Genomic DNA, 14,213 nt, shown 5'->3' on the forward strand with positions numbered 1-14,213 from the left:
TGTTTACTTAATGCACAGGAGGTACTCCATGTCTCAACCCTCACTTACTTTTCGTCTGGGCGATCGCCTGGTTGGTCGCCTGGGTTACGGTGCAATGCAACTGGCGGGTCCCGGCGTGTTTGGGCCGCCTGCTGATGAAGCGAAAGCGCTGCAGGTGCTACGTGATGTGATTGCCGCGGGTGTGAACCATATCGACACCAGTGATTTTTATGGCCCGCATGTCACCAATAAATTGATCAAGCAAGCGCTGCATCCGTACCCGGATGATCTGTGCATTGTCACCAAAGTCGGTGCGCGCCGTGATGACAAAGCCAACTGGTTGCCCGCCTTCAGCGCTGAAGAGTTAACGCGAGCCGTTGAGGATAACTTGCGAAACCTCGGGCTTGAGGCGATGGAAGTGGTGAACCTGCGCTCAATGTTCGGCGTACATGGGCCGGAAGAGGGGCCGCTTGAAGCACCGCTGGAGGCATTGATTAAGCTGAAAGAGCGCGGGCTGATCCGCCATATTGGCCTGAGCAACGTGACGGCAAAACAGGTGGCGGACGCGCAGAAAATGACGCCGATTGTCTGTGTGCAGAACCTCTATAACGTGGCGAATCGCCATGACGACGCGTTGATTGATTCGTTGAATGCGCAGGGGATCGCCTTTGTGCCGTTCTTCCCGCTTGGTGGTTTTACGCCGTTGCAGTCAGGTGAGTTGAATGAGGTGGCGCAGGCGCTTGGCGCAACGCCAATGCAGGTTGCTCTGGCCTGGCTGTTGCAGCGCTCACCGAATATCCTGCTGATTCCCGGCACTTCGTCACCACAGCATTTGCAGGAAAACCTTGCCAGCGCGAAGCTCACATTATCGCAAGATGCGCTGGCGAAGCTCGACGCCATCGGCCACGCGTAATCAGAAACTGCCCGGTTTACCGGGCAGTTTTAGGCGCAATCACCGACTCACGGCACACCAGCTCGCCCCGATGGGCACAAATGGCGGCAGCTTCTGGCATCAGCACCATCTCAATGGCGTTACGGATCATCTCTTCCATCGGAACATGGATGGTGGTCAGGGATGGGTTGTAATATTTGCCGATAACCGAGTCGTCAAACCCGGCCAGCGACACATCTTCGGGCAGCCGCAAACCCGCCTCATAGCAGGCTTTCGCCACGCCAATCGCCATATCATCATTCCCGGCCAGCACGCAGCTAAACGGCACGTTGCGCGCCAACAGTTCGCGCCCCGCCTCATAACCACTGTCGGTACTCCAACTGCCGCGCACCAGCAGTTGCGGGTCGGGTTCAATCCCGGCGTTGCGCAGCGCATTACGATAACCGGCTAAACGCCTCTCGCCGGTGGGGGAGGCATCCGAACCGGCGACAAACGCAATGCGCCTGTGCCCTTGCGTCAGCAGATATTCCATCATCGTTTCACAGCTTTGCTGGTGATCGACAAACACGCACTGGCTGCGGTGGCGAGACAGTTCCCGGTTGATCACTACGATCGGCGTTTGGTTGTGTTCAATGATCTCATCGAGTTCGGCAACCGACAGGTATTTGGGGTAGATCATGATCGCTTCGCAGCGCAGCGACAGCAGTAGATCGATGGCGTCGCGCTCTTCCTGCGCACTGTGTTTACCGTCCGCCAGCACCAGTTGGCGGCTGTGCAACTCGCTGTTGGTTGCCGCGTGGTAAATCATGCTGGAGAAAAACGGGCCGTTATACAGCCCGTTGGTGATGACCAGCCCGACCGAGTTGGTTTTATTGTTGGCAAGATTGCGCGCCAGCTGATTGGGTCGATAACCCGTTTCGGCAATCGCCTGCATAATACGGGCTTTCACTTCCTCACGGACAAAGACTTTGCCGTTTAGCGCGCGCGATACTGTCGCTTTGGAGACGCCGGCCAGCCTGGCGACATCCAGTATCGTTACCATCGTTCAACCTCGCTCTTGTTATTATGATGGCGGTTAATTTCAGACCAGCGACATCAGCGGAACTCCTGCTGTGACAGTGCCCTGCGACTGGTGGCGAGTGAGCGTAAACCCCTCACTGTTGACCACCAGCACTGGCGTGGTCAAGTCGTAACCTGCCTGCTCAATATGTTCTTTATCAAAGGCCAGCAGCGGTGTTCCGGCGCTAACCCGACCAGCGGCGTAAAATATTGTCCCTGAAGATTAACGGTGTTAAGGCCATCATGAATCAGCAATTTCGCGCCATTATCACATATCAGGCCAATGGCGTGATGAGAGTCGATCAATGTTGCGACCTGTGCATCACAAGGGGCGACAACTTTACCTTCGTGCGGGATGATGGCGATGCCATCGCCCGGCATTTTTCCGGCAAAAGCTTCATCCGCCACGCTCTCCAGCGCGATCACTTCGCCTTTGATGGGGCTGAGCATCTGCAGTGAACCGACAGTCAGCGCCGCGCTTTTTTCATCAGAAACCGCTGCGTCTACCGGATCTTCAAAACCGACAAACTGCACCATCACAATGGTCAGCACAATCGCGGTACTCGCGCCGACTCGCTCGCCAATCAACGACATCGGCGAATCCGGGCTCATTTTATTTACCTTTTATTATCGCAAATTGAGTCGGTGTAACTGCGTGAGATCGGTTTCATGGAAATCTGCGAGCCAAATCACTTCACGGTTTTGAGCAGGGGCACGAAATCGCACAGGCATATTTCGTTCGGGGGCGAAGTGTCGATGTGCCGTCTGCGCAACACTGGCGGCTCATCATTCACGAGGGAGCCACTTTATGATCGCTGTACTTTTTGAAGCCGATATCGCCGCAGGCAAGCAGGCGCGATACCTGCAATTAGCCGCAGAACTCAAGCCTGTACTGGCAGAAATTGACGGGTTTATCGCTATTGAACGTTTCCAGAGTTTAAGCCGCGAAGGGAAGATATTGTCACTGTCATGGTGGCGGGATGAAGCGGCGGTGCAAGCCTGGAAACGCAATGTCTTGCACCAGGCGGCTCAGAGCGAAGGGCGGGAAGCTATTTTTGCGTATTACCGCATCCGTGTTGCGACGGTTTTTCGCGATTACACATCAACTCCGGAGAAACCATAATATGTACGATATTCACGTTATCCTGAATAATGCGCCGGGCGAGCTGGCACGGCTGGGTGAAACGCTTGGCAAAAATGGCGTCGGGCTGGAAGGGGGCGGTGTGTTTACCACAGGCGATCAATGCCATGCGCACTTTCTGGTGGCTGACGGCGAGCGCGCCCGGGAAGTGTTAACCGCTGCCGGTTTATGTGTGCATGCCGTGACGCCGCCGGTTATTCGCAAACTCAAGCAGGAGCGTCCTGGTGAGTTAGGCGAAATTGCCCGCACGATCGCGCAACATAATATCAATATTCTTGTGCAATACAGCGATCATGACAACCGGTTGATCCTACTTACCGATAACGATCCGCTGGCGCGCGAGGCAACACAACGATGGGACGTACAACCGTTATGACCGGCTATGAACTCCGCAAAACGCAGGAAGAACCACATCTGCTGGAGGAGACGCTTTCGGGCCTTGCCAGCGCGATGGCGGATCCGTCACGGGCGAAAATGCTCTGCGCGCTGATGGACGGGCGGGCGTGGACCGCGACCGAGTTGAGCGCGGTAGTGGATATCGCCGCGTCAACGGCCAGCGCGCATCTGGCAAAACTGCTCAGTAGCGGTCTGCTGGTCTGCGTTTCGCAGGGGCGACACCGCTACTACCGGCTGGCAGGCAGCGATGTCGCCGCACTGCTGGAAACGATGATGAGCGTATCAATGCGTGGCGCGCAGGCACCTGTCACCCGCACGCCGCTGGCGCTGCGTCAGGCGCGTACTTGCTATGATCATCTTGCCGGTGAAATAGCCGTTGGTGTGTATGCGTTTATGCAGCGCGAAGGCTGGATCACTGATGATGGCAGTGCGGTAACCGAGTTGGGTAAACGGAACCTTGAAAAGGTCGGTGTCACCCTTGATCCGCGCACCCGCCGCAAACCCTGTAGCGCCTGTCTGGACTGGAGCGAGCGGCGTTTTCACCTCGGCGGTGACGCGGGCGCGGCGCTGCTGATTGCTTTCGAACAACAGGGCTGGTTGCGCAGAACCCCGGGTTATCGCGAAGTCACGGTAACGGAAGAGGGGAAAACCGCGTTTTTTCGGGTGTTTGGCGTGAAAGGGTGAGAATAAAATTGTCGACACGGCTTCAGGAATGGTTAAACTTTTCTTGATCGCATAGCTTTAAGGCTATAATTTCCGTTCATAGCAAAAAAGCTATGAGGGAACGGCAATGTGGCAAGTGATTACGACGGAGCGTTTTGACGTGTGGTTTAGCATCCAGCCAGAACCGTTGCAGGATGAGATTTTAGCGGTTTTCAGGATCCTCAGTGAGTTTGGCCCGCAGCTTGGGCGTCCTTATGTCGATACTATAAAAGGATCAACCTATAGCAATATGAAAGAGTTGAGGATCCAGTATGCAGGTTCTCCCGTACGCGCTTTTTTTGCGTTCGATTCTACGCGGCGGGCTATTGTGTTGTGCGCCGGAGATAAGACAGGCGTTAACGAGAAACGGTTTTATAAAGAGATGATAAAAATTGCCGACGCAGAGTTCAGAAATCATATGCGAAATAAGGAGTTAACGTGGCAACCTTAGACGAACTTTTAGCGAAACGCAGCCCTGAAAGCCAGGCGCGAATTGAAGAGCGTGTTGATGAGCTGCGCCGCAACATTGTATTGAGCCAGCTACGTGAAGAATTGAATATCTCCCAGACCGAGCTTGCCGGAGTCATGGGCGTCAAACAGCCGACACTGGCGAAAATAGAGCAGCCTGGCAACGATCCCCGTCTCTCTACTCTCAAGCGTTATGTCTCTGCGTTAGGTGGCGAGTTAAGCATTGATATCACATTGCCGACAGGCAAACGCGTTGCATTTCATATCTGATATTGATGCCAAAAGCCGTGAATACGCCGCCGGATGGCGGCTTGCGGCTTATCCGGCCTACACAACACTGCATTGATTTTATGAGAAAAAATGCGCTCTTTGCCTGAGACAATGATCGTTGTTCCAGACTGGGCAAATTGATTACCAGCAGTGAAACGTTTCCTGCCCGATATATAAAAAATGGTCGTCCGATTTTCGGTTGTGAGAAGTCGGCGGCAAACGCCACACTCGCTCCACTTAATACCCCTGGAGACGACCATGGATTTCACCGCTTTTCACCATCAAACCACACCATTACTGATCGCCAATGTCTGGGACGCAGCCAGCGCGCGTGCGGCAGAGCAGGCCGGATATCAGGCGATGGGCACGTCCAGCGCCGCCATTGCCACGATGCTCGGTTATGAAGATGGTGAACAAATGCCGTTTGCTGAATTGCTGTTTATGGTGAAGCGCATTCGTGCCGCCTGCGACCTGCCGCTCAGCGTGGACATGGAAGCCGGTTACGGTTAAACCGCGCAAGCCATTGCCGATAACCTGCAACAACTCATCAATCTCGGTGCGGTGGGCATCAATCTGGAAGATAGCCGCGTGGTTAATGGCGAAAGGCAATTGGTTGAGGCCACCCAATTCGCCCGGCAGTTACGGGGAATCCGCGCGCAATTGCCGCGCACGCTGTTTTTGAATATCCGTACCGATACCTTCTTGCTGAACGTCGAAAATGCGCTGGCAGAGACGCTGTATCGCGGGCAGTTATACGCTCAACAAGGCGCGGACGGTCTGTTTGTGCCCTGCGTGATGCAAAACGCGGATATTGCCGCCATTGTCCAACGGATTCCTTTGCCGCTCAATGTGATGTGCGTACCGGGGTTGGCGGGCTTCGCCGAACTGGCAACGCTCGGTGTGCGCCGCATTTCGATGGGTAATTTCATCCATGCCGCGTTACAAACGCAGCTGAAAAACATACTGTTGAGCGTGCAGACTCAGCAATCTTTTGAGGGCGTTTTCCACCATGCAAATCACGGATAAAGCGCAGTGCGACACCTGGTATCAGGCGCTGCTCGATCGCGCTTCTGAATACACCGGCCTCTTTTTTGTCGGCGTCAAAACCACCGGTGTTTTTTGTATTTCCGTCTGTCGCGCGCGTAAACCTAAGCGGGAAAATGTGGTGTTTTTCCGCGAGATGAAATCAGCGCTCGACGCCGGTTTCCGCCCGTGTAAAGTGTGTCGGCCAACGGAAAATGCCTGTTCGGCACCGGACTTTATTGAACAGGCGGTAGCGCTGGTTCGCGCCAATCCCAAAATGCGCATCAGCGACACGCTGCTACGTGAGCAGGGCATCAGCCCGGAGCGCGTGCGGCGCTGGTTTTTACAGCAACATGGCATCACATTTCAGGCTTTTCAGCGCATGTCGCGGGTCAATATGGCGCTTCAGGAGTTGAAAGGTGGACGCAGCGCCACCGATGTAGCGTTTGATAGCGGTTATGAATCGCTCAGCGGCTTTGGCTATACCTGTAAAAAACTCACCGGTGCCGCACCAAGTGTGGGGCGACAAGTGATCATGATCCACCGTTTCACCACGCCGATTGGTCCGATGTTTGTCTGCGCCACGGAACAGGGCGTTTGCCTGCTGGAGTTTGTTGACCGGCGCATGCTGGAGACTGAATTCAGCGACTTACAGCGCTTGCTGAAAGCACGCATTATCGCCGGGGAAAACGCGCACACCCGGCAGGCGGAAAAAGAGATCGGCGAGTATTTTGCCGGCGACAGGCGGCAATTTTCGCTGACGCTGGATCTGCCTGGCAGTGAATTTCAGCGCCGTGTGTGGCAGGGCTTACAAACGGTGCCCTACGGTCAGACCACGCATTATCAAGCGCTGGCGGAATCCCTTGCGCAACCCACTGCGGTGCGTGCCGTCGCAGCGGCCAATGGTGCGAACCGGGTGGCGATTGTCATTCCTTGCCACCGGATCATCGGTAAAGACGGTTCCATGACCGGCTATGGCGGCGGTATCGCGCGCAAAGCGTGGTTGATCGCGCATGAGAAAAACCACCTTATACGGTAGCAGTGTTTACCCCTTTGGCAGAAAATCCTTCGGTCGCAGGTCGGGCCAGCGTGCGCGTTTTCCCCTTATACCTGTTCACGGGTGGGATGAGGTGCTGTAATCGGTAATCGCCTGCGCGGCGCAAATCAGCGCCAGGTGGCTTAAACCCTGCGGCAGGTTGCCGCTCCACTTGCCGGTGCGAACATCAAACATCTCATTAAAGGTTTCGACATTGCCTCTATCGCAAAGGGCGTTGAGGATCGCCTCCATTGCCGCTTCGGCTTTGGTTATCTCGCCCATTGCTGCCCAGGCTGCCGCCAGCCAGAACGAACAGGCGACAAAAGTGTTCTCTTCCTGTTCGACGCCGCTGTAGCGGTAGACCAGTGCGCCGCCGTGACCCAACTCTTCTTCAATGGCCCGGTAAGTGGCAAGCATGCGCTGGGGGTTAACATGTTGACCATAGCGATAAACCAGCGCCAGCGAAGCATCAAGCCGATCGTCGCTATCCGGGTAAAAAAGGTAGGCCTGCTTGCTCTCTGACCAGCAATGGCTTTCGATCCAGTCGCGGATGCGATCCCGCTCGCGCTCCCAGCGCCCGACCCATGTCGGTTCGATATATTTCTCTTTCGCCATCAGCACGGCCATATCCAGCGCCAGCCAGCACGCCATCTTGGAGTGGGTATAATGTTGCAGCTCGGGCAGTTCCCAAATCCCGCAATCCTTTTGTCGCCAGTGATCGGCGCAACAGTTCGCCAACTCGCCCAGCAGCCGCGAGGTGGTGAGATCCAGCACGTGGCCCGCCTTGACGAACAGTTCCGCCGTTGCCAGCATGTCGCCGTACATGCTGAGTTGTAACTGGTCGCGAGCGTTATTACCCACTCGCACAGGCTTTGAGTTTTTGTAGCCCCGCAGCGCCGGGTAAGTTTCGCTGGGCACTTCATCCCCTTCGAGTGTGTAACACGCCTGCAGCCTGACACCGTGGCGGATAATGGTTTTTGACAGCCATGAGAAAGCGGCTTTGCACTCTTCCAGCGCGCCCAAAAACGCAAACGCTTTAATAATCAGGCAGGCATCGCGGATCCACGCGTAGCGATAATCGTAATTCTTCTCGCCGCCAATGCCTTCCGGAATTGAGGTGGTCGCCGCTGCAGCAAGCGCGCCGGTCGGGGAATACCAAAGGAATTTTAGCGCCAGCGCGGAACGCCCAACATGCTCTGTGTAGCGCCCTGCATAGCTCAGGTTTTTACTCCAGTCGCACCAGGCGGCATGACTGGTTTCAATTCGCGCGTCGATAGCATCGAGGCTCGGCACGGCCAGCGGCTCTTTCTCGGTCACCAGCAGGGCGACTAACCGCCGCTGGCCCGCTGAAATTTTCATGTGACCGTTAATCTGCTCATCGTCGGCGTCGGTGATGTTGACCTCTTCGCTGGTGCGCAGCATCGCCATTAAATCGGCGATATGGTAGACGTTGCCGTGCGCTGTTTTATTCATCCATGGCGAACAGGTTTCTGCCCGCGTCCCGAAACGGACTTTCAGCGCTAATGCCACTTCGCCTTCCAGACCTTCAATCCGGCGCGCCAACTCGCTCCACGGCAAACGTCCGGCGAGCGTACTGTTAATGGATTCGGTGAGTAACACTTTGCCGCTGGCGGTAGTAAAAGTGGTTTCCAGCACGTTGCTGTCCTGCCTGTAGCGCCGCGTAACGGTGTAAGGTTGCTGCGGTTCTAGCTGAAAAAAACCGCCAATCTCCGGGTCGAGCAGGCGATCAAAAAGCGGCGGGGAATCGAGGTTTGGCGCGCACCACCAGTCAATTGATCCGTCCGGAGCGATGAGTGCGACCGAGCGCCCTTCACCAATCGCGGCGTAATCGCCGGGTTCGGCAAAGCCATCCTCCCGCACAGGAGAGTTAAAAATTGTGTTCTTCACGGTGTTGCGATCCTTACCAGAAATGGCCGCCAGACGGCGGCCATACAGAGTGGAATCGGGAGTGAGAATTACAGCGTGCCGGTACCCCCGTCAGAACACCAAACCTGCCCGGAGGTGTAGCTGCTTTCCGCCGAGGCCATGGTGACATACAGCGGAGCAATTTCTACGGGCTGACCTGGGCGGCCCAGCGGTGCGCTGGCCCCGAACTGCTGTACTTTTTCCTGCGGCTGACCACCGCTGGACTGCAGCGGTGTCCAGTAAGGGCCAGGCGCAACCGCATTCACGCGGATGCCTTTTTCACCCAATTGCTGCGCCAGCGATTTAGTGAACGCCACGATCGCCGCTTTGGTCTGCGCGTAATCCAGCAGAATAGGGCTTGGCTGGTAGGCCTGCACCGAAGAGGTGTTGATTATGCTGGCACCGCGCGGCAGATGTTCCACTGCGGCTTTGGTTATCCAGAACATCGCATAGACGTTGGTTTTAAAGGTGGCGTCAAAATCTTCGGTTGAGAGCGTCAGAATCGACTCGTTAAACTGCTGGCGACCGGCGTTGTTAACCAGAATATCCAGCCCGCCCAGTTTCGTAACCGCCTCGTTGACCAGCGTCTGGCAAAACGCCTCCGAACGAATATCACCCGGAATGGCGATGGCTTTTCGCCCTTCGGCTTCAATGAGTTTGATCACTTCAGCGGCGTCAGATTCCTCTTCCGGCAGGTAATTAATTGCCACATCCGCACCTTCGCGTGCGTAGGCAATGGCGACCGCCCGGCCAATGCCGGAATCGCCACCGGTGATCAGCGCTTTACGGCCCGTTAAACGCCCGGAACCCCGGTAGCGGGTTTCACCGTGATCCGGCACAGGTTTCATTTTGCTGGCAAGACCCGGTGCGGGCTGCGGTTGTTCGACAAACGGAGGAGTAGGATAGTGCGGTGCTAGCGTGGTTTTTGGGCTTTGCTCTGCCATGCTTTCTCCTTCAGACGTTGTTGTACACGTCATTAAGCCTGGCATAGATGTGAGCGTTGTCACGCTATCAAGCGGCAAACTGCCGTTGAGAAAAGTCTGTAAACAGGGGGAGAAAGACGGGCAACGACGAAATGCGTTCGTGTTGCCCGCCTGGTGTTGCGCGGTGTTTAGTCGAGATCGGCCCCGTTGCTGGCGATCGCTTTCTTATACCACCAGAACGATTTTTTACGGCTGCGTGCCAGCGTACCGTTACCGGCATCATCGCGGTCGACATAGACAAAACCGTAGCGCTTGCTCATCTCGCCGGTGGATGCCGCCACCAGATCGATACAGCCCCAACTGGTGTAACCGATAACCGGAATACCATCTTCGATGGCGTCGCCCATCGCACGGATATGTTCGCGCAGGTAGCTGATGCGGTAATCATCTTCTACTTCGCCATTGGCGTTCAGTTCATCTTTCGCGCCGAGGCCGTTTTCCACCAGGAACAGCGGTTTCTGGTAGCGGTCGTACATCATGTTCATGGTAATGCGCAGACCCAACGGATCGATACCCCAGCCCCATTCGCTGACTTCAATGTGCGGGTTGCGCAGCGATTTCACGATGTTGGCCGCGCTGGTGTTGTTGGCATTCATGTCCGCCGACGCACAGCGTGAAGCGTAATAACTGAAGGAGACGAAATCGACGGTGTTCTTCAGGATTTCGTCGTCACCCGCTTCTTTCACAATGGTGACGCCTTTTTCGCGGAACACGCGCGCGGAATAGGCCGGGTAGCTGCCGCGCGCCTGCACATCGATAAAGAACAGGTTTTCGCGATCTTTTTCCAGCGCCGTCCACACATCGACCGGTTTGCAGGAGTAGGGATAAAAATTACCACCCGCCAGCATGCAGCCCACCTGGTTTTGCGGGTTTACTTCATGGGCGATTTTCGTTGCCAGCGCGCTGGCAATCAGCTCATGGTGCGCCGCCTGGTATTTCACCTGATCCTGGTTTTCACCCTCTTCGAACACCAGCCCCGCACCGGAGAACGGGCTGTGCAACATGATGTTGATTTCGTTGAAGGTCAGCCAGTATTTCACCAGCCCGTTAAATTCTTCAAAGCAGGTGCGTGCGTAACGGGTGAAAAACTCCACCATTTTGCGGTTACGCCATGAGCCGTATTCGATGACCAGATGCATCGGCACATCGAAGTGGCACAGCGTGACCAGCGGTTCGATATTGTACTTTTTGCACTCTTCAAACACCGCGCGGTAGAACGCTACCCCTTCCGGGTTCGGCGTCAGTTCGTCGCCGTTCGGGTACAGGCGGCTCCAGGCAATCGAGGTACGAAACACCGAAAAACCCATCTCCGCCATCAGCGCGATATCTTCTTTGTAGCGATGATAAAAATCGATCGCCTCGTGGCTTGGGTAGAACTCGTCATCGCGCAGCGTAAAGCGTTTTTCCTGACCCAGTTTCACTGGCAGACGGTTCGCGCCGTGCGGGATCATATCTACAGTGGTCAGCCCTTTGCCGCCCTCCAGATAACCCCCTTCCGACTGGTTGGCGGCAAGCGCGCCGCCCCATAAAAATCCTTGCGGAAATACTGACATGCGTTACCTCGCTTTCTTAAATCAGGCTCGTGCTTCTTTTACATTGACCGGCTCGGCCGCTTGCGGTTTGTTCTCGGTTTCCACGGGAATATCTTCAAACCCGAGCAGCAGCGTCAACACAAATGACAACACTACCGCCAGCGCCATTACGCCGAACACCCAGACAATGGACATGGGGTTGGCCGGGTCGAAGAACTGGACGCTGGTAAATAACCCAGGCGCCGCCATTGAGTGGCTGGCAAGCCCGGCGATACCGGCAACCGCGCCGCAGACAAACCCGCTAATCAAACTGGCAATCAGCGGGCGTTTCAGGCGCACCGCCACGCCGTAGAGCGCCGGTTCTGAGATACCAGCCAGAATCGCGGAAGCCGCCGCCGCCATTGCGGTCTGGCGCAGTTCCGGGTTTTTGGTTTTCCAGGCTACCGCCAACGAAGAACCGCCAAGCGACAGGTTCGCACCGATTTCCGACGGCATAACCATGCCCTCTTTGCCGGTTTCCGCGATGGTCTGAATAATGGTTGGGGTAAAAACACGGTGCATCCCGGTCATCACCAGCAGCGGCCACAGTGCGCCCATAATGGCGACGGAGAGCCAGCCGAGATAACCGTGAATGGTGTAGACCAGCGCGGAAATCGCGCTACCGATCCAGATGCCGAGCGGGCCAATCAGCACAATTGCCAGCGGCGCGGCAATCAGCACGATCAACATCGGTTTTAAGAAGTTTTTCGTCACCGCCGGTGTAATGCGATCCACCCAGCGTTCGATATACGACAGGCACCAGGTCATCACCAGCGCCGGGATGACGGTATAGGTGTATTTCACCGCCGTCACCGGAATCAGGGCGAACTCAACGTGCTCGCCCTGCGCGGCTTTCGCCATCAGATCGACAAAACTCGGATGCACCAGCACCCCGGCGATGGCGATTGCCAGCGACATATTGGTTTTGAATTTCACCGCCGCAGATGCTGCCACCATCAATGGCAGGAAGAAGAAGGCACCGTCGCCAATCACTGTCAGAATCGTCAGTGTGGAAGAGCCTTTTGGCAGCACGCCGGACATCTCCAGCACCATCGCCAGCAGTTTAACCATCGACCCGCCGATGATCGCCGGGATCAGCGGCGACATGGTGCCGATCAACGCATCGAGAATGCCCGCGCCGATGCGGCGCAACGTCAGTTTTTGCTTCGTCTGCACTTCAACCGGCTGCATATCTTGCGGCAGCAGGCTGACCACTTCGCGAAACGCCTGGGAAACCGTGTTGCCGATGATCACCTGGCACTGGTTGTCGTTGCGTACCACACCCATTACGCCGCTGACGCTTTTAAGCGTGGGGGCGTCGATGCGTGTTTCGTCTTTCACCACAAAGCGCAGGCGCGTCATACAGTGCGTTACGGCGGCGATGTTATCGGCTCCGCCCAGCGCGTCCACCACCGAGTGGGCCAGCGCGGCATAATTCTTTGCCATTAAATTTTGTCCTGTTTTATCAATAAGGTACTGCTTCATCGCAACGCCCTGGCGGCCATGAAACATGAAATAGGTAACCGGTTCCACAAAATCATGAAGAGTTTCATTGTGTGAAACAAGACATGAAAAGAGGTTATTTTTATAATCGTGACGTTGATCACTAGATGAGGCGCGAGGGAAATGTTGATCTGTCGGGCTTAAGTGTTCCCATCATCGCAACGCCTGAAGTACACTTCGGGTCACGTTTTTTGCAGCGGGAGGATCGATGGCGACAATGCAGGAAGTAGCAAAGCGGGCTGGGGTGTCGAAAGCCACCGTTTCCCGCGTGCTGACGGGCAAAGGGTATGTTGGCGAAGAGACGAAAGCACGCGTCTTTCAGGCCATTACCGAAAGCGGTTATCGCCCGAATTTGCTGGCGCGCAGCCTGGCTTCCAGCAAAACCCAGACCTTAGGGCTGGTGGTCACCAACACTCTTTATCACGGTGTCTATTTTAGCGAGCTGCTTTCCCATGCCGCGCGCATGACCGAAGATAAAGGCCGTCGATTGCTGCTGGCAGACGGGAAACACAGCGCCGAAGAGGAGCGCCAGGCGATCCAGTACCTGCTCGATTTGCGTTGTGATGCGATCATTATTTACCCGCGTTTTTTGAGTGTTGATGAACTTGACGAGATTATCGACAACCATTCGCAACCGCTGGTGGTGCTCAATCGCCGTTTGCGTAAACACGCCAGCCACTGTGTTTACTCTGACCAGAAAGCCTCCAGCATGAGCGTGGTGTCGCGGCTTATCACCCGTGGTCACCGCGATATCGCATTTATCACCGGTTCGCTGGATTCACCCACCGGTATTGAGCGTTTATCGGGTTATAAAGAAGCGCTGGCGCAGCACGGGATCGAGGTGCGTAATGAATTGATAACCGAAGGGAAATGGACGCCAGCCAGCGGTGCGCAAGGCGTGGCGGAGTTGCTTTCCCGCAAGGCGACCTTCACCGCGCTGGTGGCGAGCAACGACGATATGGCCATCGGCGCGATTAAGCAACTGCATGAAAGCCAGTTCGCGGTGCCACAGCAGGTGTCGGTGGTGGGGTTTGATGATATCGCCATTGCGCCCTTTACCGTGCCGGCGCTTTCCAGCGTGAAAATCCCGGTCACGGAGATGATCAAAGAGACGATTAACCGCTTGATCTTTATGCTTGATGGCGGCGATTTTCACTACCAGCAAACCTTTCCAGGTGAGTTAATTACCCGCGATTCCATCACTGACGGCCCGCACGCTTGATCTCGTCAGCTGTCATCGTCACTTCTGTCGATGACAGCCCTC

At 55.7% G+C, this 14,213-nt stretch carries 14 protein-coding genes and 1 pseudogene; 9 read left to right on the top strand and 6 right to left on the bottom strand.

Features of this window, described 5'->3' with window-relative positions; all coding sequences use genetic code 11:
• The first annotated feature begins 28 nt into the window (after nucleotides 1-28).
• On the top strand, nucleotides 29-892 hold the full coding sequence (locus E0L21_RS09235; RefSeq protein ID WP_131408770.1) for an aldo/keto reductase family oxidoreductase: 864 nt from the start codon (nucleotides 29-31) through the stop codon (nucleotides 890-892).
• Nucleotides 893-908: 16 nt separating this feature from the next.
• Here E0L21_RS09235 and E0L21_RS09240 read toward each other — a convergent pair whose 3' ends face one another.
• Both E0L21_RS09240 and E0L21_RS09245 read right to left on the bottom strand, forming a co-directional pair.
• A complete protein-coding gene (locus E0L21_RS09240) occupies nucleotides 909-1,913 on the bottom strand; it encodes a LacI family DNA-binding transcriptional regulator (protein WP_131408772.1) in 1,005 nt (334 codons plus the stop codon).
• Between the two features lie 140 nt (nucleotides 1,914-2,053).
• Complete coding sequence (locus E0L21_RS09245; RefSeq protein ID WP_235855213.1) at nucleotides 2,054-2,542, bottom strand: PTS sugar transporter subunit IIA; 489 nt, start codon at nucleotides 2,540-2,542, stop codon at nucleotides 2,054-2,056.
• Nucleotides 2,543-2,738: 196 nt separating this feature from the next.
• Here E0L21_RS09245 and E0L21_RS09250 point away from each other — a divergent pair, with 196 nt between their 5' ends.
• The 7 genes and pseudogenes from E0L21_RS09250 to E0L21_RS09280 all read left to right on the top strand — a co-directional run bounded on the left by E0L21_RS09250 (nucleotide 2,739) and on the right by E0L21_RS09280 (nucleotide 6,969).
• Nucleotides 2,739-3,053 (top strand): antibiotic biosynthesis monooxygenase family protein, encoded by a 315-nt coding sequence (locus tag E0L21_RS09250; RefSeq protein WP_131408774.1) that lies wholly within the window; start codon nucleotides 2,739-2,741, stop codon nucleotides 3,051-3,053.
• 1 nt (nucleotide 3,054) lies between these two features.
• On the top strand, nucleotides 3,055-3,447 hold the full coding sequence (locus E0L21_RS09255) for an amino acid-binding protein (protein WP_131408776.1): 393 nt from the start codon (nucleotides 3,055-3,057) through the stop codon (nucleotides 3,445-3,447).
• Nucleotides 3,444-4,151 carry an ArsR/SmtB family transcription factor gene (locus E0L21_RS09260; protein WP_131409061.1) on the top strand — a complete coding sequence of 236 codons (708 nt, stop codon included), beginning with the start codon at nucleotides 3,444-3,446 and terminating at the stop codon, nucleotides 4,149-4,151. Before E0L21_RS09255 ends, E0L21_RS09260 begins: the two co-directional genes overlap by 4 nt.
• A gap of 106 nt (nucleotides 4,152-4,257) precedes the next feature.
• Nucleotides 4,258-4,620: a type II toxin-antitoxin system RelE/ParE family toxin gene (locus E0L21_RS09265; RefSeq protein ID WP_131408778.1), complete on the top strand. Its 363-nt coding sequence runs from the start codon at nucleotides 4,258-4,260 to the stop codon at nucleotides 4,618-4,620.
• Nucleotides 4,608-4,907 (top strand): helix-turn-helix domain-containing protein, encoded by a 300-nt coding sequence (locus tag E0L21_RS09270; protein ID WP_017459287.1) that lies wholly within the window; start codon nucleotides 4,608-4,610, stop codon nucleotides 4,905-4,907. The genes E0L21_RS09265 and E0L21_RS09270 overlap by 13 nt, the downstream gene beginning before the upstream one ends.
• A 258-nt stretch (nucleotides 4,908-5,165) precedes the next feature.
• Nucleotides 5,166-5,933: pseudogene (locus E0L21_RS09275) on the top strand (isocitrate lyase/PEP mutase family protein).
• Complete coding sequence (locus E0L21_RS09280; RefSeq protein WP_131408780.1) at nucleotides 5,917-6,969, top strand: bifunctional transcriptional activator/DNA repair enzyme AdaA; 1,053 nt, start codon at nucleotides 5,917-5,919, stop codon at nucleotides 6,967-6,969. Before E0L21_RS09275 ends, E0L21_RS09280 begins: the two are co-directional and overlap by 17 nt.
• A 75-nt stretch (nucleotides 6,970-7,044) precedes the next feature.
• Here E0L21_RS09280 and E0L21_RS09285 read toward each other — a convergent pair whose 3' ends face one another.
• The 4 genes from E0L21_RS09285 to ascF all read right to left on the bottom strand — a co-directional run bounded on the left by E0L21_RS09285 (nucleotide 7,045) and on the right by ascF (nucleotide 12,892).
• A complete protein-coding gene (locus E0L21_RS09285) occupies nucleotides 7,045-8,874 on the bottom strand; it encodes a glycoside hydrolase family 15 protein (RefSeq protein WP_131408782.1) in 1,830 nt (609 codons plus the stop codon).
• A 68-nt stretch (nucleotides 8,875-8,942) separates the two neighbouring features.
• Nucleotides 8,943-9,836: an SDR family oxidoreductase gene (locus E0L21_RS09290; protein WP_131408784.1), complete on the bottom strand. Its 894-nt coding sequence runs from the start codon at nucleotides 9,834-9,836 to the stop codon at nucleotides 8,943-8,945.
• Nucleotides 9,837-10,003: 167 nt separating this feature from the next.
• Nucleotides 10,004-11,428 carry a 6-phospho-beta-glucosidase gene (locus E0L21_RS09295; protein WP_131408786.1) on the bottom strand — a complete coding sequence of 475 codons (1,425 nt, stop codon included), beginning with the start codon at nucleotides 11,426-11,428 and terminating at the stop codon, nucleotides 10,004-10,006.
• Nucleotides 11,429-11,449: 21 nt separating this feature from the next.
• Entirely contained in the window at nucleotides 11,450-12,892 is a 1,443-nt protein-coding gene (gene ascF, locus E0L21_RS09300) for a PTS cellobiose/arbutin/salicin transporter subunit IIBC (protein WP_131408788.1), read from the bottom strand.
• Between the two features lie 265 nt (nucleotides 12,893-13,157).
• Between ascF and E0L21_RS09305 the strand changes: the two genes are divergently transcribed.
• A complete protein-coding gene (locus E0L21_RS09305) occupies nucleotides 13,158-14,171 on the top strand; it encodes a LacI family DNA-binding transcriptional regulator (protein WP_131408790.1) in 1,014 nt (337 codons plus the stop codon).
• Nucleotides 14,172-14,213 lie beyond the last annotated feature (42 nt).

Origin of the sequence: Kosakonia quasisacchari (assembly GCF_004331415.1) — a bacterium.
GTDB lineage: Bacteria > Pseudomonadota > Gammaproteobacteria > Enterobacterales > Enterobacteriaceae > Kosakonia > Kosakonia quasisacchari.

What these genes read in the sequence shown, in the direction of transcription:
- E0L21_RS09235 (WP_131408770.1), top strand. Translation starts at nt 29, where the DNA reads ATGTCTCAACCCTCACTTACTTTTCGTCTGGGCGATCGCCTGGTTGGT.
- E0L21_RS09240 (WP_131408772.1), bottom strand. Translation starts at nt 1,913, where the DNA reads ATGGTAACGATACTGGATGTCGCCAGGCTGGCCGGCGTCTCCAAAGCG.
- E0L21_RS09245 (WP_235855213.1), bottom strand. Translation starts at nt 2,542, where the DNA reads ATGAGCCCGGATTCGCCGATGTCGTTGATTGGCGAGCGAGTCGGCGCG.
- E0L21_RS09250 (WP_131408774.1), top strand. Translation starts at nt 2,739, where the DNA reads ATGATCGCTGTACTTTTTGAAGCCGATATCGCCGCAGGCAAGCAGGCG.
- E0L21_RS09255 (WP_131408776.1), top strand. Translation starts at nt 3,055, where the DNA reads ATGTACGATATTCACGTTATCCTGAATAATGCGCCGGGCGAGCTGGCA.
- E0L21_RS09260 (WP_131409061.1), top strand. Translation starts at nt 3,444, where the DNA reads ATGACCGGCTATGAACTCCGCAAAACGCAGGAAGAACCACATCTGCTG.
- E0L21_RS09265 (WP_131408778.1), top strand. Translation starts at nt 4,258, where the DNA reads ATGTGGCAAGTGATTACGACGGAGCGTTTTGACGTGTGGTTTAGCATC.
- E0L21_RS09280 (WP_131408780.1), top strand. Translation starts at nt 5,917, where the DNA reads ATGCAAATCACGGATAAAGCGCAGTGCGACACCTGGTATCAGGCGCTG.
- E0L21_RS09290 (WP_131408784.1), bottom strand. Translation starts at nt 9,836, where the DNA reads ATGGCAGAGCAAAGCCCAAAAACCACGCTAGCACCGCACTATCCTACT.
- E0L21_RS09295 (WP_131408786.1), bottom strand. Translation starts at nt 11,428, where the DNA reads ATGTCAGTATTTCCGCAAGGATTTTTATGGGGCGGCGCGCTTGCCGCC.
- ascF (WP_131408788.1), bottom strand. Translation starts at nt 12,892, where the DNA reads ATGGCAAAGAATTATGCCGCGCTGGCCCACTCGGTGGTGGACGCGCTG.
- E0L21_RS09305 (WP_131408790.1), top strand. Translation starts at nt 13,158, where the DNA reads ATGGCGACAATGCAGGAAGTAGCAAAGCGGGCTGGGGTGTCGAAAGCC.